The 21,237-nt window shown below is 63.6% G+C and carries 16 protein-coding genes; 8 read left to right on the top strand and 8 right to left on the bottom strand.

The genetic code is table 11. The annotated features are described in order from the left end of the window. Window positions 1-32: 32 nt before the first annotated feature. The 8 genes from B2790_RS01635 to putP all read right to left on the bottom strand — a co-directional run bounded on the left by B2790_RS01635 (window position 33) and on the right by putP (window position 9,749). Complete coding sequence (locus tag B2790_RS01635; RefSeq protein WP_286918108.1) at window positions 33-806, bottom strand: glycosyltransferase family 2 protein; 774 nt, start codon at window positions 804-806, stop codon at window positions 33-35. A 58-nt stretch (window positions 807-864) separates the two neighbouring features. Next, a complete protein-coding gene (locus B2790_RS01640) occupies window positions 865-1,821 on the bottom strand; it encodes a glycosyltransferase family protein (protein ID WP_075046554.1) in 957 nt (318 codons plus the stop codon). A 48-nt stretch (window positions 1,822-1,869) separates the two neighbouring features. After that, on the bottom strand, window positions 1,870-3,273 hold the full coding sequence (locus B2790_RS01645; RefSeq protein WP_286918109.1) for a PIG-L deacetylase family protein: 1,404 nt from the start codon (window positions 3,271-3,273) through the stop codon (window positions 1,870-1,872). Next, window positions 3,270-4,166, bottom strand: a complete 897-nt coding sequence (locus B2790_RS01650; protein WP_286918110.1) for an antimicrobial resistance protein Mig-14 — start codon at window positions 4,164-4,166, stop codon at window positions 3,270-3,272. The genes B2790_RS01645 and B2790_RS01650 overlap by 4 nt, the downstream gene beginning before the upstream one ends. Next, on the bottom strand, window positions 4,166-5,296 hold the full coding sequence (locus B2790_RS01655; protein ID WP_286918111.1) for a glycosyltransferase: 1,131 nt from the start codon (window positions 5,294-5,296) through the stop codon (window positions 4,166-4,168). Before B2790_RS01655 ends, B2790_RS01650 begins: the two co-directional genes overlap by 1 nt. Then, window positions 5,280-7,037, bottom strand: coding sequence for a carbamoyltransferase family protein (locus tag B2790_RS01660; RefSeq protein WP_286918112.1), 1,758 nt, complete (start codon window positions 7,035-7,037; stop codon window positions 5,280-5,282). Before B2790_RS01660 ends, B2790_RS01655 begins: the two co-directional genes overlap by 17 nt. Before the next feature lie 211 nt (window positions 7,038-7,248). Beyond that, on the bottom strand, window positions 7,249-8,085 hold the full coding sequence (locus B2790_RS01665; RefSeq protein ID WP_025340863.1) for a 23S rRNA (adenine(2030)-N(6))-methyltransferase RlmJ: 837 nt from the start codon (window positions 8,083-8,085) through the stop codon (window positions 7,249-7,251). Between the two features lie 185 nt (window positions 8,086-8,270). Beyond that, window positions 8,271-9,749 (bottom strand): sodium/proline symporter PutP, encoded by a 1,479-nt coding sequence (gene putP, locus B2790_RS01670; protein WP_085691387.1) that lies wholly within the window; start codon window positions 9,747-9,749, stop codon window positions 8,271-8,273. Window positions 9,750-9,823: 74 nt separating this feature from the next. On the opposite strand from putP, the gene B2790_RS01675 reads away from it, so the two are divergent. From B2790_RS01675 to mdtD, 8 genes are all read left to right on the top strand, one after another. Then, on the top strand, window positions 9,824-10,012 hold the full coding sequence (locus B2790_RS01675) for a hypothetical protein (protein WP_286918113.1): 189 nt from the start codon (window positions 9,824-9,826) through the stop codon (window positions 10,010-10,012). Window positions 10,013-10,106: 94 nt separating this feature from the next. After that, entirely contained in the window at window positions 10,107-14,060 is a 3,954-nt protein-coding gene (putA, locus tag B2790_RS01680; protein ID WP_286918114.1) for a trifunctional transcriptional regulator/proline dehydrogenase/L-glutamate gamma-semialdehyde dehydrogenase, read from the top strand. A gap of 212 nt (window positions 14,061-14,272) precedes the next feature. Beyond that, complete coding sequence (locus B2790_RS01685) at window positions 14,273-14,530, top strand: hypothetical protein (protein WP_286918115.1); 258 nt, start codon at window positions 14,273-14,275, stop codon at window positions 14,528-14,530. A gap of 97 nt (window positions 14,531-14,627) precedes the next feature. Beyond that, window positions 14,628-14,870 carry a hypothetical protein gene (locus B2790_RS01690; RefSeq protein WP_286918116.1) on the top strand — a complete coding sequence of 81 codons (243 nt, stop codon included), beginning with the start codon at window positions 14,628-14,630 and terminating at the stop codon, window positions 14,868-14,870. A gap of 181 nt (window positions 14,871-15,051) precedes the next feature. Then, window positions 15,052-16,854, top strand: coding sequence for an acyl-CoA dehydrogenase (locus B2790_RS01695; RefSeq protein WP_286918117.1), 1,803 nt, complete (start codon window positions 15,052-15,054; stop codon window positions 16,852-16,854). Window positions 16,855-16,886: 32 nt separating this feature from the next. Continuing rightward, window positions 16,887-18,329, top strand: coding sequence for a TldD/PmbA family protein (locus tag B2790_RS01700; protein WP_286918118.1), 1,443 nt, complete (start codon window positions 16,887-16,889; stop codon window positions 18,327-18,329). Next, window positions 18,329-19,648 (top strand): TldD/PmbA family protein, encoded by a 1,320-nt coding sequence (locus tag B2790_RS01705; RefSeq protein WP_286918119.1) that lies wholly within the window; start codon window positions 18,329-18,331, stop codon window positions 19,646-19,648. Before B2790_RS01700 ends, B2790_RS01705 begins: the two co-directional genes overlap by 1 nt. A gap of 109 nt (window positions 19,649-19,757) precedes the next feature. Then, a complete protein-coding gene (mdtD, locus tag B2790_RS01710; RefSeq protein ID WP_137162542.1) occupies window positions 19,758-21,185 on the top strand; it encodes a multidrug transporter subunit MdtD in 1,428 nt (475 codons plus the stop codon). Window positions 21,186-21,237: the final 52 nt, after the last annotated feature.

Genomic DNA, 21,237 nt, shown 5'->3' on the forward strand with positions numbered 1-21,237 from the left:
CTCTCCCGCTCATGTCAGGTGGGACAGCGACTTCATTGAACAAAAATGGTGATTCCCATGCCAATCACGGCACCCGCCACCAGCGTCAATGTCAACTTTATCCGATCACGTCTACGACGTTTGGCCTTGCGCTCCACTTCGATGGGCAAGGTCACGTGATTACCAAATCCGGTGTGCAATACTGCGTCACCCTCCAAGGTGACCGCTGTCAGATTTAACTCAGCGTAGCGCCGGGAAAGTGCCTTCTCTCCAGCATAGGCGGCAAATGGCGCGCAACGCTGGTAATCGCTCAAACGACGCAGCCCCGGGTTGAGCGAAAACGCCTGCCACTCGGCCTTGTCGGACAGCAGCGGGTAACAAGGCACCCCGGCGATCACCTGGCGATCGCCCAGGTGGATGTATGGGCTGTGAATGGCCAGGTCATGAGCATGGCTGCGCAGCCACACCTGCAACAGGTCGGGACTGGCGTCCAGGATGGCTCGGGAGTCTTCGACGAAGCCCTGGCGATAGAAGTGCCAGTCGTCCTCGCAATGGAAGATGTAGGGCGTCTTGACGTGGCTGTAGGCCAGGTCGATAGACGGCAACTGGCCCAGCTTGGGCCGGTTGACGAACACCTTGCAGTGCGGTTTCCAGTGCTCCGGCACAGCGGCATGCACGGCATCGTCACCGGAATCTTCGGTGATGAACACTTCGCGAATGGGCGCGGTATTGTAGCGATCGAAACTCTCAAGGGTATTTTTGAGCAGATCGAACCGCCCACAACTGGTCACGACAAGCGTGACGTCACTCTCATTTGAAAAGCGCACCGGACTCCCTCCGCATTGCGATAGCCGACTTCGCTCCCTAGGACCGAGAATTACTCGGTTAGATCCCTAGCTTCAGGCGCAATCGCTGCCATGCAGACAACGGCGGATGAGGCCTGAGCGCTGGGCGCATATGATCGACGATGCTACGTCCAACCGCCCCGAAACTGAAACGGGAAACCGCCAGATGGCGGCCGTTTTCTGCAATCTGCCGGGCCAGTTCAGGTTCCGCACGCAAGCGGCGAAGCTTTTCCTGGAGGGTCGGGATACTGTCATAGAACACCACGTTGTGCATGTCCTGCAGGCCCAGCGCGCGGTTCTCTTCCTCGCCCTGGTCATACGCCAGCAACACACAGCCACAGGCCATGGCTTCAAAGTTCTTGATCATGTATTCGCCCATGCCGACGTCGGCACTGACGAAGAAGCGGATCCGGTTGAGCGTGTTGCAGTAGTCCTCACCCGACTTGGTACGGGTCACCACCAGGTTCTCGACCCGGCCCAGCTCGTCCAGCAATGCCTTGCGGCCGCTGTAGGCCACGCTGTTGGTGCTGCCGACGAAGGCCAGTTCGATGTCGCGCTCACGCCCCTGGTCGGCCAGCAACTGCTCGTCGTAGCCCTTGGGCACGAACACGGCGTCGAAACCTTCCTGGCGCAGGCGCTCGCTGACCATGTAGCCGGAGCTGATCACCCGCGCCCAGGGCAGCTTGCGGTAATGGGCGCTGAACTTGCCGGTGTATTTGCACGGGATGTAGTTCTGGTAGGCATCGTGCTCGAGGATGACCAGGTTCGGCACGGTACGGATGAACGCCGCCTGGCGGATTTCCTGCTTGAAACGCAGGAAGAAGACAATGCGGTCATAGCGCTCGACCTGCACTTCACGCTTGAAATAGCGGCGCAGGTTGCGCTGGTCTTCGCTGGTCAACCAGCGCAGGTCGCACTCGCAGTTGGCCGCGACGCCATCGTACAGGCGGTCGAGAATCGCCCGCTGTTCCTTCTGCACCAGAAATAGGACTTTCATTGGGTTCCTTGGGCGCTCTGCGCCATCGCGGTCAACCATGGGGCGCGGCTACAGCTCACGCCGCCAGAACAGTTCATGTCGGCGCACGGCCTTGCGGAAGAATTCATTCTCGCCGTAAGGCGACGGCCGCCGCCCGGCCAGCCAGCGCTGCAACAAGCGGCGCAGGCGGCGCTTGAACGGCGCCGGCGGCTGCAGGTCGTGCATCATGCCCAGGGCCATGGCCTTGTCGCGCTGGGTTGCCAGGTCCAGTATCAGGCTGCAAGGTGCCCACGCCTGGGCAGCGCTCAGCTGCGGTGGCAAGGCCACGCCATCACCACTGTCGCCCATCGGCCAGCGGTCGTTGTCATGCAGGTGGTTGGCGTAGCACAGCAGGGTTTGCGGCTGCCAAGCCAGGCCTTGCAAGGCTTCCAGCACCGCTGCCTGGGCACATATGTGGTCGGGGTGCGGGTCGAGCTGCGGGTGCGGCATCACCAGCACCTCTGGCCTGGCCATTTCCAGCAAGGCCCGCAGGTCGGCCAGCAGGTTACGCCAGGTCGGCGCGCCATCGCCGTCGGCCGGCAGCGGGAACGGGTTGAAGCGGCGGAAGACGCGAATGTCGGCGAGGTCGGCCTCACGGGACGCGGCCGGCTGGTCTGGCGCAGCCTGCATGGCAGGCAGCTGCAGGCAGAAGTAGCCCAGCTGCACGCAACGCGATTCCGCCACACCGGCCCAGCGCGGCACGGCGATACTGTCCCAAGCCCGCAGGCGGCCCTTCAGGCGCGCGGCTTCGGCCTTTGCCAGGCCCATCTGCTGATAGTGTTCGGCCTCGATCTCACCGGCGGTCAGGGTCACTACCCAGGTTTCGTCGGCCTGACTGTAGAGACCGTAAGCGGCCAGCTCGGCATCATCGGCATGCGGCGCGATCACCATCACCCGGCGCCGTTGCAGCTCGACCGCCGGGGTTATCCACAAGCGTGGCTGGCCCGACAGCCGGCAATGCCGGCCACGCAGGCGCAACGCGCCAGCCTGCAGAGGTGCGGCGAGGCCGGTCAAGTTGAGGAAGCGCACGCCATCGACGCCGCGCTCGAAGGTTTGCCGGTCGGCCTGCTCGCCAGCCACCAGCTCGACCTGCGGGTCGAGGAAGCGCCCCAGCCAGCTGCTTTTTACCCGCAGTTCGAGAATCAGGGTTTCGTTGCCCTGCAGCACGCAGTCAGCCTTGAGCAAGCCGCCGCTCAGGCTGGCAGGAGCCTCCCGGGTCTGCTCGCCGAAGTCGTAGGCGTAGTCCTCGCCAGGCGCATAGAACAGGTGGTCGGCAAACCAGGCTTCATGGGCTGCCCACAGCAGCGGCAACAGCAACAGTGGCAACCACCACCAGCTGAACACACCTACGGCCACCAGCGCGACCAGGCCCGCCAGCAGGCCCAGGCGCTTGTTGCGCCGGTGGCGCTTGAGCAACTGCTGCTTGCGACTCACGCCTGATACACCGGCACGGGGTTGCACCAGCGGTCCTTGTACTCGCGGTCGGCACGGCCGAACGAGAACCGCAGCGGCTTGTTGCGCGCACGGGCGTCTTCCCAGGCGGCCTGGGTATTGAGGAAGCTCAGCACGCTGCCGGGGCTGAAAGCCTTGGTTTCAGGGTCGACACCGCCATTGATGTACTCGACGCTGATCCATTCCGGCGCTTCGACACGGTATACCAGCTGAATGGCAATCGGCTTGCCGTCCAGTAGCAGCACCGAGCCGATCAGCAGCTCGCGCAGGCGTTCCAGCACATCGGCCATGCGCTCGGCGCCGGTGGCAGGGAAGCCCCAGCGGCGCAGGAACAGATCGCAGTACATGCTGGCGATTTCCTGCGCGCTGAAGTCGCTGATCGGGCGCACCACACCGCCCGCCTCTTCCAGCAGGCGCAGCTCGCGGCGCTGGTTGTAGCGGAACTTCTTCGACAAGTCTTCGTGGGCACGGGCCATGGCCAGCTGTTCCTTCTGCGCCTTGAGGTCGCTGAAGCGGCCCTGGTTCAGTTCGGACAGGTAGCGCGCGGCATGGCGCAACGGTGCAGCGGCATCGGCCGCCGCCGGCAGGATGATCTCGGCGTTGCCCAGGTCGAACAGGGCCTTTTTGCCGGCACGCTTGAGCACATCCTTGGACAGCGCAAGGTGACGCCCCCAGGTGGGGATGGCGGCCTTCAGCTCGCCGGCCTGGTGCCAGCCCAGGTAACGCACCGGGATCTGTGCCAGGTCCGCCAGTTGCTCGACCACCAAAGGATGGGTGGCGACACTGCCACCAAAGCGGGCCCATGCCTCGGCGTAGGCCTTGGCGTCGATAACTTGCCAACCGCGTTCGCGGAAGGCCTGGATACGGTTGAGCATCAGGCCTGCCCCACCAACGCGCGGACTTGCGGCAGCTGCCAGAAGGCCTCGCGCACCGCCTGGTCGGAGAAGCGTTCACGCAGGCGCTGCAGCATGTGCTCGGCACAGGCTTGGCGCTGCTGCCCATCGAGCACAGCCATGTGCTTCAGGCCCTGGGCCAGTTGCCCGGCATCGCCCAGCGGGAACAGCACGCCAACACCCTCGACCACTTCGCGGGCACCGCCACAGGCCGTGGCCAGTACCGGCACACCGGCGACCATGGCTTCGAGCAGGACCATGCCGAACGGCTCATGGTCGGAGCTCAGTGCGAATACATCGAACGCCTGGAAGTAACGGCGTGCATCCGGCACCTGGCCAAGGAAGTCCACTTGCCCGGCAATGCCCAGCTCGGCGGCCAGGGCCTTGAGCTTGGCTTCCAGGCGCCCCTTGCCAAGAATTGCCAGGCGGGCGCCAGCTGGCAGCCCCGGTAGCGCTTCGGCAAAGCCACGCAGCAGGGTGGCCTGGTCCTTGTCCGGGTGCAGGCGCCCGACGTTACCGACAATCCACGCCTGCGCATCCAGGCCCAAGGCTTGGCGGGCCTCGGCGCGTGGCACCAAGGCCGCTTGCAGGGCGTCGATGTCGATGCGGTTGTACAAGGTCTGGATACGCTCTGCCGGCCACTGCGGCAGACAGCGGCGCATGTCGTCACGCACTGCATCCGACACGCCCAGCAAGCTCAGGCGTTTGCTGAACAGGTTGGCGAAGATGCGTCGCCCCTTGCGCTCGTAATCACCGAAAGCATGGTGCACGCCGATCACCGGCAAGCCGGTGCCCAGCAACGCCACGTAGATCGGCTTGAAGCGGTGGGCAATGCAGAAGGCGAAATTGCGCTCGGCCGCAATCCGCCGCAATGCACGGATGGCGCCGAGTTTCAGGCCGCGCACGGCCTTGGAGCTGAACTCCAGGAACAGCACCTCGTCCGACGCGCAGCCAGCCGCTACCTGCGGGTCGGCGGCGCCGGTGAGGAACACCGTGGTGACCTGGTAGCCACGCCCCTGGAACAGGCTGGCGTACTGACGGGCGCAGTCCAGGAACGGCCCGTCATAGCCATGGCAGAACTGCAGGATGCGCGGTTCAGAGCGGCTGGTCATACGGGGCCGCGCCGTCCTTCACAACCAGGATGTCTTCCATGATCAGGTACTGCAGGTCCGAGCCGAAGAACATGTTCAGGGCGTCGGTCGGCGAGCAGATCATCGGTTCACCACGGCGGTTCAGCGAGGTGTTCAACGACACGCCGTTGCCGGTCAGGTCTTCCAGCGCCTTCATCATGTCGTAGTAGCGCGGGTTGTACTCGCGCTTGAGCACCTGGGCACGCGAAGTGCCGTCCTCGTGGACCACTTCCGGCACGCGGGTCTTCCACTCTTCAGCCACTTCGAAGGTGAAGGTCATGAACGGCGCCGGGTGGTCGACCTTGATCATCTGCGGGGCGACGGTGTCGAGCATCGACGGGCAGAAAGGTCTCCAGCGTTCGCGGAACTTGATCTGCTCGTTGATGCGGTCGGCTACGCCAGGCACGCTCGGGCAACCAATGATCGAACGGCCGCCCAGGGCACGAGGACCGAACTCCATGCGGCCCTGGAACCAGGCCACCGGGTTGCCATCGACCATGATTTTGGCGATGCGCTGCGGCATGTCGTCGAGCTTGCGCCACTTCGGCGCGTTCGGGTGACGGGTGCAGGCAGCGATCACGTCTTCGTTGGAGTACGAAGGGCCGAGGTAGACGTGTTCCATCTTCTCGACCGGCACGCCACGGGCGTGGGAAACGTAGGCGGCAGCACCCACCGCGGTACCGGCGTCACCGGAAGCAGGCTGGACGAACAGCTCTTTCAGGTCTGGGCGGGCGATGATCTTCTGGTTGAGCTTGACGTTCAGCGCGCAACCGCCGGCAAAGGCCAGCTTGCCGGTTTCACGCAGGACGTCGCCCAGGTAGTGATCGATCATCTGCAGGGCGATCTTCTCGAACAGCGCCTGCATGCTGGCCGCGTAATGGATGTACGGCTCGTCGGCGATGTCGCCTTCGCGCTTGGGGCCCAGCCATTCGATCAGCTTCGGCGAGAAGTAGAAGCCCTTGCCCTTCTCTTTATATCGGCGCAGGCCAATGACGTTGGCGTATTCGGTGTTGATCACCAGTTCGCCGTTTTCGAAGCTGGCCAGGCGCGAGAAGTCGTACTTGCTGGCGTCGCCATACGGCGCCATGCCCATGACCTTGAACTCGCCATCGAGCATCTCGAAGCCGAGGAATTCGGTGATTGCGCCGTACAGGCCGCCCAGCGAGTCCGGGTCGAAGAACTCCTTGATCTTGTGGATCTTGCCGTTTTCGCCGTAGCCAAAGAAGGTGGTGGCGTATTCGCCTTTACCGTCGATGCCGAGGATTGCGGTTTTTTCCTTGAAGCCCGAGCAGTGGTAGGCACTGGAGGCGTGGGCCAGGTGGTGCTCGACCGGCTCGATCTTGACCTTTTTCGGGTCGAAGCCCAGTTGCTCCAGGCACCAGACAATCTTCTTGCGGTAGCGCTTGTAGCGACGGTTGCCCATCAGGATGGCGTCGAGGGCACGGTCCGGGGCGTACCAGTAGCGCTTGGCATAGTGCCAGCGCGCTTTGCCGAACAGGCTGATCGGGGCGAACGGGATGGCTACCACGTCGACGTCGGATGGCTTGATGCCTGCCTGTTCCAGGCAGAACTTCGCCGACTCGTAGGGCATGCGGTTCTTCGCATGCTTGTCACGCACGAAGCGCTCTTCTTCGGCGGCGGCAATCAGTTTGCCGTCAATGTACAAGGCCGCGGAAGGGTCATGGCTAAGGGCGCCGGACAGGCCAAGAATCGTCAATGCCAAGGGATTAGCCTCTTCATTCGGTAGAAATGCGCCAGCGGCCTCTTGGGCGGGTGGCGGCTAAAGGGCGGGATTATAACGCAAACATCAGGATAGGCACTGCATTAACCTGTGGGAGCGGGCGCGCCCGCGAACACCGGCAAAGCCGGTGCCATGCACCGCAGCGCCTGCTTCGCGGGCACGCCCGCTCCCACAGATGCCCCAAGGCAACTGCCTATTCGGCGATCAGCCAGTCCATGCGGAAGCTGCCGGCGGTTTGCGCCAGCTCTTTGGCCAGCCATGGCAGCAGCTCCTTGAGTTCTTCTTCCAGCCCCCACGGCGGGTTGGCGATGGCCAGACCGGAGCCATTGAGCCCCTGCGGGCTGTCCTGGTGGTGCACATACAACTCGACCCGCAACAGTTTCGGTGCGCCGGTGCTGGTCAGGTCCTGGTAGAAGCGGGTCAGCGAGCGCTGGTCCTTGATCGGGTACCAGATGGCCGCGACGGTCTGGCGCATGCGACTGATCGCCTCTTTCATGGCGGTAGTGCAGCGCTTGAGCTCGTCAGCCTGCTCGAACGGCGGGTCGATCAGCATGATCGCGCGCTTTTCCTGCACGGGCAGCAAGGCCCGCGGCACATGCCAGCCTTCGCCCAGATGAACGACCACGCGTGGGTCTTTCTTCATGTTCTCTTTGAGCAGCGGCCCGTCCTCGGGATGCTTCTCGTTGAGCAGGGCGCGGTCCTGCTGGCGCATCAGGCGGCGGGCCAGCTCGGGCGAACCGGGGTAGTAGCGCAGCTCGCCATCGGCATTCAGGCGCTTGATGATACGCAGATAGTCGTCGGCCATGGCCGGCAGGTCATCGCGATTCCACAGGCGGGCGACACCTTCCAGGTACTCGCCGGTGCGGGTTGCCTGGTCGCCCTGCAGGTCGTAAAGGCCAAGCCCTGCATGGGTATCGATATAGGCGAACGGCTGCTCCTTGCGCGACATCAGGGCGATGAGGCGGGTCAGCACGATATGTTTGAGGACGTCGGCGTGGTTGCCGGCGTGGAAGGCGTGACGATAGTTCATGGCAACTCCTGCGGGGGTGGCAAGTTTACCTTGCCTTGCAGGCGGAGTCAGGCCTGGCTGCTGATCGGCGGTGACCTCTTCGCGGGCAAACCCGCTCCCACAGGGCCTGCACAGATCTCAGACCCTGTGGAGTACCCGTGGGAGCGGGCAAGCCCGCGAAGAAGGCAACACCGAATCAGCCGGTATTACTTGTCAGCGTGATACGCCGCATCAGCAGTCTCGAAGCGCTTGACCATTGCCTGCGACGGGCTGCCCAGCTTGCTCACCACGAAGATGGCGATGCTGGCGAACAGGAAGCCCGGGATGATTTCGTACAGCCCGAGGGTGTCGAAGTTCTTCCACAGGATCACGGTCAGTGCGCCCACCACGATACCGGCCAATGCGCCGTTACGGGTCATGCCTTTCCACAGTACCGAAATCAGCACCACCGGACCAAAGGCAGCACCGAAGCCGGCCCAGGCGTAAGCTACCAGGCCCAGCACGCGGTTTTCCGGGTTTGCGGCCATGGCGATGGCGATCAGGGCGACGGCCAGCACCATCAGGCGGCCGACCCACACCAGCTCGACCTGCGAAGCATTCTTGCGCAGGAACGCCTTGTAGAAGTCTTCGGTCAGGGCACTGGAGCACACCAGCAGCTGGCAGCTCAGGGTACTCATTACCGCCGCGAGGATGGCCGACAGCAGCACACCGGCAACCCATGGGTTGAACAGGATCTTGGCCAGCTCGATGAACACACGCTCGTGGTTCTCGCTGACCGGGCCTGCCAGGTCAGGATGCGCCGAGAAGTAGGCGATGCCGAAGAAGCCCACGGCACAGGTACCGACCAGGCACAGGATCATCCAGGTCATGGAGATACGACGGGCGTTGGCGATCGACTTCACCGAGTCGGCGGCCATGAAACGCGCCAGGATGTGCGGCTGGCCGAAGTAGCCCAGCCCCCAGCCCATCAGCGAGATGATGCCAATGAAAGTGGCGCCCTTGAACATGTCGAAGTGGGCCGGGTTGACCGCATCGATGGCAGCGAAGGTGGTATCGAAGCCGCCAGTGGAGATCAGCACGATCACCGGAGTGAGGATCAGCGCAAAGATCATCAGCGAAGCCTGCACGGTATCGGTCCAGCTCACCGCCAGGAAACCACCGATGAAGGTGTAGGCGATGGTCGCAGCAGCACCGGCCCACAGGGCGGTTTCGTACGGCATGCCGAAGGTGCTCTCGAACAGACGGGCACCGGCCACGATGCCGGAGGCGCAGTAGATGGTGAAGAACACCAGGATCACGATGGCCGAGATGATCCGCAGCAGGCCGCTGTTGTCTTCGAAGCGGCTGGAGAAGTAGTCCGGCAGGGTCAGTGCATCGCCGTTGTGCTCGGTCTGCACGCGCAGACGACCAGCGACGAACAGCCAGTTCAGGTAGGCGCCGACGGTCAGGCCGATGGCAATCCAGGCTTCGGACAAGCCGGAGAAGTAGATGGCGCCCGGCAGGCCCATCAGCAGCCAGCCGCTCATGTCGGAAGCGCCGGCGGAAAGCGCGGTAACCACGCTACCCAGGCTGCGACCGCCGAGGATGTAGTCGGAAAGGTTATTGGTGGAGCGATAGGCGGCGAAGCCGATCAGCACCATTGCGGCGATATAGACCACGAAAGTGATCGTTAGAGGATTGCCCATGCGTGTGCCCTGGCGTTTGTTTTTATGTCATGCACAACCGCAGCCATGGCGGTTGCACCCAGGCCGCGAATCGTATGCAACAACGCAAAGTGGGTGCAACCATTTTTCATTTGCAAGTTGCACCTCCTCGTGCAATTTCCGAAAAATCTGATTTTTTGCTCCTTTTGGGAGCAAAAAGCCCGCTTTCAAGAATAAAACGCACCGAAGCGGACCCTTTCAAGGCTGTGGAAATGGTTGCCGGACGAGTTGCACCTTTTCCGTGAAAAATTCGGGTTGCACCTGGTTGCACCCGAATTGTCCTACAGCTACTCTTGGCGTCAGCTTAGGCCACAACCGTGGCAATAACGAGGATAAGAAATGGCGACGACCACCCTTGGGGTCAAACTCGATGACCCGACCCGTGAGCGACTCAAGGCAGCTGCGCAGTCGATTGACCGCACCCCGCACTGGTTGATCAAGCAAGCGATCTTCAACTACCTGGAGAAGCTCGAGGGTGGTGCCACCCTGACCGAACTCAACGGCCATGCCAGCAACCTGGCCGACGACGCCGGTGAAGTCCAACCCGACCACAGCCACCAGTGCTTCCTCGAGTTCGCCGAGAGCATCCTGCCGCAGTCGGTGCTGCGCTCGGCGATCACCGCCGCCTACCGCCGCCCCGAGCAGGAAGTGGTACCGATGCTGCTGGAGCAGGCGCGCCTGAGCGCCCCGCTGGCCGAAGCGACCAACAAGATGGCCGCCGGCATCGCCGAAAAACTGCGTAACCAGAAGAGCGCTGGCGGTCGTGCCGGTATCGTCCAGGGCCTGCTGCAGGAATTCTCGCTGTCGTCCCAGGAAGGCGTGGCACTGATGTGCCTGGCCGAAGCCCTGCTGCGCATCCCCGACAAGGGCACCCGTGACGCGCTGATCCGCGACAAGATCAGCACTGGGAACTGGCAGCCGCACTTGGGCAACAGCCCGTCGCTGTTCGTCAACGCCGCCACCTGGGGCCTGCTGCTGACCGGCAAGCTGGTGTCCACCCACAACGAATCCGGCCTCACCTCCTCGCTCACCCGCATCATCGGCAAGAGCGGCGAGCCGATGATCCGCAAGGGCGTCGACATGGCCATGCGCCTGATGGGCGAGCAGTTCGTCACCGGCGAAACCATCGCCGAAGCCCTGGCCAATGCCAGCCGCTTCGAGTCCAAGGGCTTCCGCTATTCCTACGACATGCTCGGCGAAGCCGCACTGACCGAGCACGACGCACAGAAGTACTTGGCGTCCTACGAGCAGGCCATCCACTCGATCGGCAAGGCCTCCCATGGCCGTGGCATCTATGAAGGCCCGGGCATCTCGATCAAGCTGTCGGCACTGCACCCGCGCTACAGCCGCGCCCAGTACGAGCGCGTGATGGAAGAGCTTTACCCGCGCCTGCTGTCGCTGACCCTGCTGGCCAAGCAGTACGACATCGGCCTGAACATCGACGCCGAAGAAGCCGACCGCCTGGAGCTGTCGCTCGACCTGCTCGAGCGCCTGTGCTTCGAGCCTTCGCTGGCCGGCTGGAACGGTATCGGCTTCGTCATCCAGGCCTACCAGAAGCGCTGCCCGTATGTGATCGACTATGTCATCGACCTGGCCAAGCGCAGCCGCCACCGCCTGATGATCCGCCTGGTGAAAGGCGCCTACTGGGACAGCGAAATCAAGCGCGCCCAGGTCGAAGGCCTGGAAGGCTACCCGGTCTACACCCGCAAGGTGTACACCGACGTGTCCTACGTTGCCTGCGCCCGCAAGCTGCTGGCCGTGCCAGAAGCCATCTACCCGCAGTTCGCCACCCACAACGCCCACACCCTGTCGGCCATCTACCACATTGCCGGTCAGAACTATTACCCGGGCCAGTACGAGTTCCAGTGCCTGCACGGCATGGGCGAGCCACTGTACGAGCAGGTGGTCGGCAAGATTTCCGAAGGCAAGCTGAACCGTCCGTGCCGCGTCTATGCACCGGTCGGCACCCACGAAACGCTGCTGGCCTACCTGGTGCGTCGCCTGCTGGAAAACGGCGCCAACACCTCGTTCGTCAATCGCATCGCCGACCACTCGATCTCCATCCAGGAACTGGTCGCCGACCCGGTCGCCAGCATCGAGCGCATGGGCACCCAGGAAGGCAGCATCGGCCTGCCGCACCCACGCATCCCGCTGCCGCGTGAACTGTATGGCAGCGAGCGGGCCAACTCGGCCGGCATCGACATGGCCAACGAACACCGCCTGGCATCGCTGTCCTGCGCCATGCTGGCCACCGCTCATAACGACTGGAAAGCCACGCCACTGCTTGCCTGCGCTGCCAGCGAAGGCGCAGCCGCACCGGTGCTGAACCCGGCGGACCACCGCGACGTGGTCGGCCATGTTCAGGAAGCCACTGTCGCCGACGTCGACAACGCCATCCAGTGCGCACTGAATGCAGCACCGATCTGGCAGGCCACCCCGCCGGCCGAGCGCGCTGCCATTCTGGAGCGCACCGCCGACCTGATGGAGGCCGAAATCCAGCCGCTGATGGGCTTGCTCATCCGTGAAGCCGGCAAGACCTTCGCCAACGCCATCGCCGAAGTGCGTGAAGCCGTGGACTTCCTGCGCTACTACGCGGTGCAGGCACGCAACGACTTCAGCAACGACGCCCACCGCCCGCTGGGCCCGGTGGTGTGCATCAGCCCGTGGAACTTCCCGCTGGCGATCTTCACCGGCCAGGTAGCCGCAGCGCTCGCCGCCGGCAACCCGGTACTGGCCAAGCCGGCCGAGCAAACCCCGCTGATCGCCGCCCAGGCCGTGCGCCTGCTGCTGGAAGCCGGTATCCCTGAAGGCGTGCTGCAACTGCTGCCAGGCCGCGGTGAAACCGTCGGTGCCGGCCTGGTGGGTGACGAGCGCGTCAAGGGCGTGATGTTCACCGGTTCCACCGAAGTGGCCCGCCTGCTGCAGCGCAACGTTGCCGGCCGCCTGGACAACCAGGGCCGCCCGATCCCGCTGATCGCCGAAACCGGTGGCCAGAACGCGATGATCGTCGACTCCTCGGCACTGACCGAGCAGGTAGTGATCGATGTGGTGTCCTCGGCCTTCGACAGCGCCGGCCAGCGTTGCTCGGCACTGCGCGTGCTGTGCCTGCAGGAAGACTCCGCCGACCGCGTGATCGAAATGCTCAAGGGCGCCATGGCCGAAAGCCGCCTGGGCTGCCCGGACCGCCTTGCCGTGGACATTGGCCCGGTGATCGACGCCGAAGCCAAGGCCGGCATCGAGAAGCACATCCAGGGCATGCGCGAGAAAGGTCGCTCGGTCTACCAGGTGGCCATTGCCGATGCTGCCGAGCTCAAGCGCGGCACCTTCGTCATGCCGACCCTGATCGAGCTGGAAAGCTTCGACGAGCTCAAGCGTGAAATCTTCGGCCCGGTGCTGCACGTGGTGCGCTACAACCGTCGTAACCTGGACCAGCTGATCGAGCAGATCAACAACTCCGGCTACGGCCTGACCCTCGGCGTGCACACCCGCATCGACGAGACCATCGCCAAAGTGGTGGAAACCGCCAACGCCGGCAACATGTACGTCAACCGCAACATTGTTGGTGCAGTGGTAGGTGTGCAGCCGTTCGGTGGTGAAGGCCTGTCCGGCACCGGCCCGAAAGCCGGCGGCCCGCTGTACCTGTACCGCCTGTTGTCGACCCGCCCGGCCGACGCGATTGGCCGCCACTTCCAGCAGCAGGACGGCGAAGGCAAGCCTGACCGTGCCCTGCACGAACAGCTGATCAAGCCACTGCATGGCCTGAAGGCCTGGGCCGAGAGCAACCAGCTGTCCGACCTGGCCGCGCTGTGCAGCCAGTTCGCCAGCCAGTCGCAGAGCGGCATCGCCCGCCTGTTGCCAGGCCCGACCGGCGAGCGCAACAGCTACACCATCCTGCCACGTGAGCACGTGCTGTGCCTGGCCGACAACGAAGCCGACCTGCTGGCGCAGTTCGCCGCAGTGCTGGCCGTTGGCAGCTCGGCGGTATGGGCGGACGGCGAGCCGGGCAAAGCCCTGCGTGCCCGCCTGCCGCGAGAGCTGCAGGCCAAGGTCAAGCTGGTGGCGGACTGGAACAAGGATGAAGTGGCGTTCGACGCCGTGATCCACCATGGCGACTCGGATCAACTGCGCGGCGTGTGCCAGCAGGTGGCCAAGCGTGCCGGGGCGATCGTGGGTGTACACGGGCTGTCCAGCGGCGACCACCAGATTGCGTTGGAGCGTCTGGTGATCGAGCGGGCAGTGAGTGTGAACACTGCTGCTGCCGGTGGTAATGCCAGCCTGATGACCATTGGCTAACGCTGAGGGTTGTTAACGAAAAAAGGAGAGCTTCGGCTCTCCTTTTTTATTTCCATGGATAAATTCCTAGCAGACGAATATACCGCGCACAGTGTGTCCTCGTCTCTATCACCCAAGGTTTCTCAACCTAGCACAAGTGCTAGTTTTACCGCTTCGCTCAAAGAGCCATCATTTGCCTCGCACCACTTCAAATAACTTGCAGCGAGAAAAGAATGAAAAAAGAAATAGAAGTTACCGGCATCACAATCTTTGCCAAAGAACAATATGCGGGTGAAATCTGGACCAACCTTCACTCACCTGACGAGCCGCTCCAAAGCTGTGTGGTTCGGGATACAAACGTAATGGATGCCGTTCACACCGCAAAGTCTGTGCTCCAGCCCGGCAAGCCACTGAAGGTTTTCGCCACGATCACAACCAGTGGCCATCCACAACTGCTGGAAAAAATCAGGATCGGTGATTTCTCGAACTGACCCCTAAGTCACCCGAGACTCGACGAAGCTCGCCATACTTTGCGCAGAGCAAAATTCATCTAAAAGACCTTGAACCATTTCAGGAAGGAATGCCGCCATGGCCGAATTCAATGTTGAAAAAATAAGCCTCTTTGCCGAGCAAGACCAGGTTAGCACCAATCTTTATAACGCCGCAGGCAATGTTCGGTCCTGCATCGTCAGGGACAAAACCGTCATGAAGGCATTACACACAGCTCTCGTGACAACCGCATACAACGACGCTTATCAAATCGTCGCCACCACCGATGAAACCGTTTCGCCCTACGTACTCACTGAGATCAAAATCGACACCAAGCCCTGAAAGCTCCATCAAATTAAACAAATTCACTACCCAGAGCAGGATGTTTTTACGTTTGGTTCCTAGGTAGGCACATAGTGCGATATTTGCGGTAACTCATCTTGATCATCACCTCGATCAATCGTCCTTGTCGCCAGTACCGATACAGTATCAAGCTGAATTACCGTATCCCAGGACTGCCGACATGGACGAGACTTTACTCAGCTCTCGCAACCTCGCCTTCGAACTCTACGAAGTCCTCAACGCCGAGGCCCTGACCCAACGCCCGCGCTTCGCCGAGCACAGCCGCGAAACCTTCGATGCGGCGCTATCAACTGCCCGCACCATCGCCGAAAAGTTCTTCGCCCCGCACAACCGCAAGGCCGACGAAAACGAGCCGCGCTACGTGGATGGCCGCGCCGAACTGATCCCCGAAGTGAAACCCGCCGTCGACGCCTTTCTCGAAGCCGGCTTCCTCAACGCCAACCGCGACTTCGAAGTCGGCGGCATGCAGCTGCCGAGCCTGGTCTCGCAGGCCTGCTTCGCCCACTTTCAGGCGGCCAACGCCGGCACCACGGCCTACCCGTTCCTGACCATGGGCGCGGCCAACCTGATCGAGAGCTTCGGCAGCGATGAACAGAAACACCTGTTTCTGCAGCCGATGATCGAAGGCCGCTACTTCGGCACCATGGCCCTGACCGAACCCCACGCTGGCTCGTCGCTGGCCGATATCCGCACCCGCGCCGAACCTGCCGGTGACGGCAGCTACCGGCTCAAGGGCAACAAGATTTTCATCTCCGGCGGTGATCACGAGCTGTCGGAAAACATCGTGCACATGGTGCTGGCCAAACTGCCGGATGCGCCGCCCGGCGTGAAGGGCATCTCGCTGTTCATCGTGCCCAAGTACCTGGTCAACGAAGATGGCAGCCGTGGCCCGCGCAACGATGTGCTGCTGGCCGGGTTGTTCCACAAGATGGGCTGGCGCGGTACCACCTCCACCGCGCTGAATTTCGGCGACAACGGCCAGTGCGTCGGCTACCTGGTCGGCCAGCCACACCAGGGCCTGGCCTGCATGTTCCAGATGATGAACGAGGCACGCATCGGTGTCGGCATGGGCGCAGTGATGCTCGGCTACGCCGGCTACCTGTATTCGCTGGAGTACGCCCGCCAGCGCCCGCAGGGTCGGTTGCCGGACAACAAAGACCCGCACAGCCCCGCGGTGCCGATCATCGAGCACAGCGATGTGAAACGCATGCTGCTGGCACAGAAGACCTACGTGGAGGGCGCCTTCGACCTGGGCCTGTTTGCCGCGCGCCTGTTCGACGACACCCAGACTGCCAGCGACGACAGCGCCCGCAAGCAGGCGCAGGAACTGCTCGACCTGCTGACCCCGATCGTCAAATCGTGGCCGTCGACGTTCTGCCTCAAGGCCAATGAACTGGCGATCCAGATCCTCGGCGGCCACGGCTACACCCGCGAATACCCGGTTGAACAGTACTACCGCGACAACCGCCTGAACCCGATCCATGAAGGCACCGAGGGCATCCAGTCGCTCGACCTGCTGGGCCGCAAGCTGGCGCAGAACAATGGCGCCGGCCTCAAGCAGTTGATCCGGTCGATCGCGGCCACCGGCGAGCGCGCCAGCCACCATCCGAACCTCGACCCGCTGCGCCAGCCGCTGGAGCAACTGGTCAACCGCCTGCAAGGTGTGACCCTGGCCTTGCTGGGTGACCTGGCCCAGGGCAAAGTCGCCGGAACCCTGGCCAACTCGGCCCTGTACCTCAAGGCCTTCGGCCACTGCGTGATCGGCTGGCGCTGGCTGGAACAGGCGATTCATGCCGAACTCGGACTGCTCAAGGGCAACCCCGCCGACCGCGACTTCTACCTTGGCAAGCTGCAGGCCGCACGTTATTTCCTGACCTGGGAAGTACCTGGCTGCCATAATGAGCTGGCATTGCTCGAGGCACGCGACGACACTTGCCTCACCATGCGGGACGAGTGGTTCTAAGGGGGAGCCACCGTGTACACGGAGGCTTCCACATGTTCGATACCAGCGCCCTGCTGCGCCAGCGCTTTGCCGCGCTGCGCAGTACGGCCGAGTTGTTTTCCCTGCGCCATGTGAAACAGTCGCACCAGGCGCTGTCGGTTCGCCGCAACGTCGCGGAACCACCCTTCTTCAGCCAGGACGAGGGCGCCATGCTCACCGTGCGGGTGAATGGCGTGGAAGCCTATGCCGCCACCGCCGACCTGTCCCAGGCCGGCCTGCAGCGCGCCCTGGAGCACGCCGAAGCGCTGGCCCGGCAGATCGCCCGATACAACCTGCTGGACCTGCGCGAGCAACCGGTGACCAGCGCACGCCACGACCACATTTCGCCCAACTTCGACCAACCCGTGCCCAACCTCGCCGACTGCCTTGGCCTGCTCGCTGCCGAATCGGCCAGCGTGCCCAAGGACAGCCGCCTGGTGGACTGGCAGGCCAGCCTGGGCCTGAGCCTGGTCGAGCAGACCTACCTGAACTCGGCCGGCGCCGAGCTGCGCCACGCCCAGCGCTTCCTGTTCCCGGGCCTGGGCGTGACCGCCAGCGATGGCCAGGACAGCCAGAGCCGCAGCCTGGGCCGCGACAACTTCGGCCAGCAGGGCGGCTTCGAGATCATCGAGCGCTGTGGCCTGGTCGGGGCTGCCCGCCGGGTGGCCGACGAGGCGCTGCAACTGTTGCTGGCACCGAACACCCCCAGCGGCCCGCGCGACCTGCTGTTGATGCCGGACCAGATGATGCTGCAGATTCACGAATCCATCGGCCACCCGCTGGAGATGGACCGCATTCTCGGCGACGAGCGCAACTACGCCGGCACCAGCTTCGTCAAGGCCGGTGACTTCGGCCACCTGCAGTACGGCTCCGCGCTGCTCAACGTGACCTTCGACCCGACCATCGGCGAAGAGCTGGCCAGCTACAGCTTCGATGATGACGGCACCCCGGCCAGCAAGCAGTTCCTGATCCGCGATGGCCTGCTGCTGCGCCCGCTGGGTGGTGCGCTGTCGCAGTTCCGCTCCGGCCTCGACGGCGTGGCCAACAGCCGCGCCTGCGGCTGGAACCGTGCGCCGATCGACCGCATGGCCAACCTCAACATCGAGCCGGGCGGCCAGAGCCTGGATCAGCTGGTGAAGGGCATCGAGCACGGCATCCTGATGCGCACCAACCGTTCCTGGTCCATCGACGATGCGCGCAACAAGTTCCAGTTCGGCTGTGAGTGGGGGCAGTTGATCGAAAACGGCGAGCTCAAGGGCATCGTCAAGAACCCCAACTACCGCGGCATCTCCGCGCAGTTCTGGCGCAACCTGGCGGCGGTCGGCGACAGCAGTACCTTCCAGGTGCTGGGCACGCCCAACTGCGGCAAGGGCGAACCCAACCAGGTGGTGCGGGTCGGCCACGCCTCGCCGGCCTGCGTGTTCCGCCAGATCGACGTATTCGGAGGAGACGCCTGATGAAACACGCTTTCGAAACCCTGGTCGGGGATGTGCGCAAAGCCCTGCAGACGGGCGAACAGTTCACCCTCGGCTACAGCGCCGAACAGTCGCAATTCGTGCGTTTCAACCATGCCAAGGTGCGCCAGGCCGGCACCGTGAACCAGGCCGGCGCGCAACTGCGGCTGATCCGCGATGGCCGCCAGGCAGAGCAACAGGTGACCTTGAGTGGTGACACGCAACTGGATAGCCAGCGCCTGGTCACGGCCCTGGAGCAACTGCGCCAGACCTTGCCACTGCTGGCAGTCGATCCGTACCTGCGCCTGGACGAAATCGCCTGGCACAGCCAAAGCCAGCAGGAGCAGCCGCTGCCCGAACTGAGCGATGTGCTGACCTTGCTCGAGCGCGAAGCCGGCGACCTGGACCTTGTCGGCATCTACGCCGCCGGCCCCATCTGCCGGGGCTTCGCCAGCTCGTTCGGGGCTTTTGGCTGGCACCAGGCCAACAGTTTCAACTTCGACTGGAGCCTGTTCCACGAAAACGGCGAGGCGGTGAAGGCCAATTATGCCGGGCAAGTGTGGAGCGCCGACGACTTCACTGCACGCCTGCGCCAGGCGCGGGAGCAGCTGGGTTTCCTTGGCCGCCCTGCCGTCACGCTGAAACCTGGCAGCTACCGCGCCTACCTGGCCCCGGCGGCCATGGACGAAATAGCCGGCATGCTGTGCTGGGGCGGCTTTTCCGCACAGGCCCTGGCCACTGGCAACAGCGCCCTGCAGCGCCTGTACAACGGCGATGCGCGGCTGAGCCCGCTGGTGAGCTTTACCGAGCAGGTCAGCGGTTCGCTGAGCCCGGCGTTTTCCGATGAAGGCTCGCCGCGCCTGGATGTGCCGTTGATCCAGCAAGGCGAGGCCCGGCAGCGATTGATCAGTGCGCGCAGTGCGGCCGAGTTCGAGCTGCTGGCCAATGGCGCCGATAGTTACGAGTCGCCGTGTGCGCTGGGCCTGGCAGCAGGTAACCTGCCGAGCGAGCAGATCCTGGAGCGGCTCGGTACCGGGCTGTACATCAGCAACCTGTGGTACCTGAACTATTCCGACTTGCCGGCGGCACGCATGACCGGGCTGACCCGCTTCGCCACTTTCTGGGTGGAGAACGGGCAGATCCAGGGCCCGGTGAGCACCATGCGCTTCGATGACAGCCTGTACAGCTTGCTAGGTAGCCAACTGGAGGACCTGACGCTGGAGCGCGAGATGATTCTGTCGACCAGTACCTATGGACAGCGCAGTACCGGATCGAGTCATTTGCCAGGTGCACTGGTCAAAGGCCTGACCCTGACACTGTGATAGGCATTACCGGCCTCTTCGCGGGCACGCCCGCTCCCACAGGTATTGCAACATCATCGTGGGAGCGGGCGTGCCCGCGAAAGGGCCGGCACTGACAAACGAGGAAGTCATGCCCGAACGCACCCCGCTGGACCCTGTCACCGCCCGCTGGATCCCTTGGGTGGTGGCCATCGCCTTCTTCATGCAGTCCCTGGACGGCACCATCCTCAACACTGCACTGCCAGCCATGGCCCGCTCGCTGGCCGAAGACCCGCTGCGCATGCAGGGCGTGATCATTGCCTACATGCTCACCGTGGCCCTGCTGATCCCCGCCTCAGGCTGGATCGCCGACCGCTTCGGCACCAAGCGCATCTTCTTCAGCGCCATCCTGCTGTTCAGCTTCGGCTCGCTGCTGTGCGCCGCCGCCAACAGCCTCGGTTTCCTGATCTTTGCCCGTGTCGTGCAAGGGCTGGGCGGTGCGCTGATGCTGCCGGTCGGTCGGCTGGTGGTCCTGCGCGCCTACCCGCGCACAGAGCTGGTGCGCATCATGAGTTTCATCACCATCCCCGGCCTGCTCGGGCCGCTACTGGGCCCTACGGTTGGCGGCTGGTTGGTGGAAATACTGAGCTGGCACTGGATCTTCCTGCTCAACCTGCCGGTCGGCCTGATCGGCTGCTACGCCGTGTGGAAGTTCATCCCCGACCTGCGCGGCGCCGAGCGCACCTCGTTCGACGGCCCCGGGTTCCTGCTGTTTGGCGCAGCGATGGTATTGATCACCATCGCCATGGAAGGCCTGGGCGAACTGCACCTGCCGCACCTGCGGGTAATGTTGCTGCTGTTCGCCGGCATGGCCTGCCTGGCGGCCTACTGGCTGCGCGCCGGGCGCGACCCGGAGCCGCTGTTCTCGCCCAGCCTGTTCCGCGTGCGCACCTTTGCCATCGGTATCCTCGGCAACCTGTTCGCCCGCCTGGGCAGCGGTGCCCTGCCGTTCCTGGTGCCGTTGCTGCTGCAAGTGGCGCTGGGCTACTCGCCGGCCCAGGCCGGCATGAGCATGATCCCGCTGGCGGCTGCGGCGATGCTGGCCAAGTCCATTGCCCGACCACTGATCGAACGCTTTGGCTACCGCATCATCCTCACCGGCAACACCCTGCTGCTGGGCCTGCTGCTGGCCAGCCTCGGTCTGGTCGACGAACAGACGCCCTATGCCGTGCTGCTGATTCAGCTGGGCCTGCTCGGCGCGGTCAACTCGATGCAGTTCACCGCGATGAACACGGTAACCCTGATCGACCTCGACGACGCCAGCGCCAGCAGCGGCAACAGCCTGCTGTCGGTGGTCGCGCAGCTGGCCCTGAGCCTGGGCGTGGCGTGTGCGGGTGCATTGCTCGGCGGCTTTACCGCAGCCGGCAGCGCCGACGGCGTGGAAACCACCTTGGGCGCATTCCAGCTGACCTTCGTCACCATCGGCGTGATGGCCATGCTGGCGGCGGCGATCTTCCTGCAACTGTCGCCGACGGACGGAAGGCGTGCCCGTCGTCCGGAACAACACATGGAGTCGTAGGGCGAATGGCCACGAGGCTGGTAGACTGTGCGGCATTTTTCGCTTCGCAACG

Origin of the sequence: Pseudomonas sp. UBA6753 (assembly GCF_002453565.1) — a bacterium.
Taxonomy (GTDB): Bacteria; Pseudomonadota; Gammaproteobacteria; order Pseudomonadales; family Pseudomonadaceae; genus Aquipseudomonas; species Aquipseudomonas putida_Z.

Bases quoted from the DNA above. Each gene is read 5' to 3' on its own strand.
- B2790_RS01700 (WP_286918118.1), top strand. From the start codon at position 16,887: ATGTTCGATACCAGCGCCCTGCTGCGCCAGCGCTTTGCCGCGCTGCGC.
- B2790_RS01655 (WP_286918111.1), bottom strand. From the start codon at position 5,296: ATGACCAGCCGCTCTGAACCGCGCATCCTGCAGTTCTGCCATGGCTAT.
- B2790_RS01705 (WP_286918119.1), top strand. From the start codon at position 18,329: ATGAAACACGCTTTCGAAACCCTGGTCGGGGATGTGCGCAAAGCCCTG.
- B2790_RS01650 (WP_286918110.1), bottom strand. From the start codon at position 4,166: ATGCTCAACCGTATCCAGGCCTTCCGCGAACGCGGTTGGCAAGTTATC.
- B2790_RS01685 (WP_286918115.1), top strand. From the start codon at position 14,273: ATGAAAAAAGAAATAGAAGTTACCGGCATCACAATCTTTGCCAAAGAA.
- B2790_RS01675 (WP_286918113.1), top strand. From the start codon at position 9,824: ATGCAACAACGCAAAGTGGGTGCAACCATTTTTCATTTGCAAGTTGCA.
- putP (WP_085691387.1), bottom strand. From the start codon at position 9,749: ATGGGCAATCCTCTAACGATCACTTTCGTGGTCTATATCGCCGCAATG.
- B2790_RS01640 (WP_075046554.1), bottom strand. From the start codon at position 1,821: ATGAAAGTCCTATTTCTGGTGCAGAAGGAACAGCGGGCGATTCTCGAC.
- B2790_RS01665 (WP_025340863.1), bottom strand. From the start codon at position 8,085: ATGAACTATCGTCACGCCTTCCACGCCGGCAACCACGCCGACGTCCTC.
- B2790_RS01690 (WP_286918116.1), top strand. From the start codon at position 14,628: ATGGCCGAATTCAATGTTGAAAAAATAAGCCTCTTTGCCGAGCAAGAC.
- putA (WP_286918114.1), top strand. From the start codon at position 10,107: ATGGCGACGACCACCCTTGGGGTCAAACTCGATGACCCGACCCGTGAG.
- B2790_RS01695 (WP_286918117.1), top strand. From the start codon at position 15,052: ATGGACGAGACTTTACTCAGCTCTCGCAACCTCGCCTTCGAACTCTAC.
- mdtD (WP_137162542.1), top strand. From the start codon at position 19,758: ATGCCCGAACGCACCCCGCTGGACCCTGTCACCGCCCGCTGGATCCCT.